Source organism: Motiliproteus coralliicola (genome assembly GCF_003345655.1).
Classification (GTDB): domain Bacteria; phylum Pseudomonadota; class Gammaproteobacteria; order Pseudomonadales; family Balneatricaceae; genus Motiliproteus; species Motiliproteus coralliicola.
The window spans coordinates 1-1839 of sequence record NZ_QQOH01000009.1 but is presented as its reverse complement, the minus strand read 5'-3'; the positions used below and the strand labels follow the sequence as shown (position 1 = coordinate 1839).

General features: G+C 61.4%; 1 protein-coding gene. It reads right to left on the bottom strand.

Annotated elements, in window-relative coordinates; genetic code table 11:
- Nucleotides 1-93: 93 nt before the first annotated feature.
- On the bottom strand, nucleotides 94-1839 hold a 1746-nt coding region (gene xsc, locus DV711_RS19215; protein ID WP_279386528.1), incomplete at its 5' end, for a sulfoacetaldehyde acetyltransferase.

Below are 1839 nucleotides of genomic sequence, written 5' to 3'. Positions count from 1 at the left end.
AAAACCGGCCGAGAACCGGCCGGTTTTTGTATCGTCGTAAAAGGGCGAGCGGATCGGTGCGATCCACCCGCCAACGGACGATTAAGCGGACTGTTACTGGAAGTCCTTGTACTTCTCCAGGTGACGAACCGGTACGGACAGTGCATCGCGGCGGAAGGGGTCGCCCAGCTCACGAGTACACATGATCTCGATAACGGTGGTCACACCGTCCTTCTGCGCGTCGCAAGCTTGCTTCAGCGCCGGACCGATGTCTTCCAGCTTGTCGATGGTGACGCCCTGCGCACCCATGGAGCGTGCGATTTCGGCGAAGCTCGGGTTCTCCAGCTCACCCGCGACGAAGCGACGGCTGTAGAAGTCGACCTGGTTCTTCTTCTCGGCACCCCACTGACGGTTGTGGAATACGATCGAGGTAACCGGGATCTGCTCACGGACACAGGTCATGATCTCAACCATGGACATGCCCCAGGCGCCGTCACCGGCGTAGGAGATGGCCGGACGCTCAGGCGCGGCAACCTTGGCACCGATGATGGTCGGCAGGGCGTAACCACAGTTACCGAAGCTCATCGGCGCGAAGAAGCTGCGCGGCTTCTCGAAGCGCAGGTAGCTGTTGGCAACCGAGTTGATGTTACCGATGTCGGTGGAGACCATCGCGTCTTCCGGCATGGCTTTTTCCAGCTCACGCAGAACCTGACGCGGGTGCAGGTAGTTACCTTCTTCACCGGCCTGCTCTTCGATCATGTCCAGCGAGTACTCGTCCTTCTCGTGGATCCACTCGTCCAGCTCCTTCTCCCAAGACGCTTTCTCAGCAGCAACGTGGGCGCCACGCTCGGCCTTGGTGGCCAGACAGGCAACGTCGCGAGTCTGCAGACGGTCCAGCAGGGTGGCAGCGGCCGCTTTGGCGTCGCCACAGATACCGACGGAGATCTTCTTAACCAGGCCGATAACCTTGGAGTTGCAGTCGATCTGGATGATCTTGGCGTCTTTCGGCCAGTAGTCCATGCCGTGCTGCGGCAGGGTGCCGAACGGACCCAGACGGGTACCCAGGGCCAGAACAACGTCGGCCTGGGAGATCAGGCGCATGGCCGCCTTGGAACCCTGGTAGCCCAGCGGACCACACCACAGTTCGTGGCTGGCCGGGAAGGAGTCGTTGTGCAGGTAGGTGTTACAAACCGGCGCACCCAGGTACTCGGCCAGGGCTTTACACTGCTCAACACCTTCGGACATGACGACACCGCCACCGGACAGGATCACCGGGTTCTTGGCAGCAGCCAGCAGGTCAGCGGCTTCGTTGAGGGCGTTTTCGCCACCGGCGCCACGCTCGATCACGATCGGCTGCGGGATTTCAACGTCGATGTCGCCGTAGAAGAAGTCACGCGGGATGTTCAGCTGGGTCGGGCCATTGTCCTGGATCGCACGGTCAAAAGCGCGACCGGTCAGCTCAGCCATACGCTCCGGACGGGGTACGTGAGCCTGGTACTTGGTGATGGTCTCGAAGAACGGCAGCTGCTGAGCTTCCTGGAAGCCACCCAGACCGGTGGTCATGGCGCCGGTTTCCGGGGTGATGCACACAACCGGGCTGTGGGCCCAGTAGGCAGCGGCGATAGCGGTCACGAAGTTGGTGATACCCGGGCCGTTCTGGGCGATACAGACGCCGTGACGACCGGAAACACGGGCGTAACCGTCAGCCATGTGGCCGGCGCCCTGCTCGTGAACAACCGGGATCAGGCGGATGCCTGCCGGGGTGAAGATGTCCATTGCGTCCATAAACGCCGAACCCATGATGCCGAAGGCGACGGTAACGTCGTTGGCGACCATAGTTTCGACAAAGGCTTCGCTAGG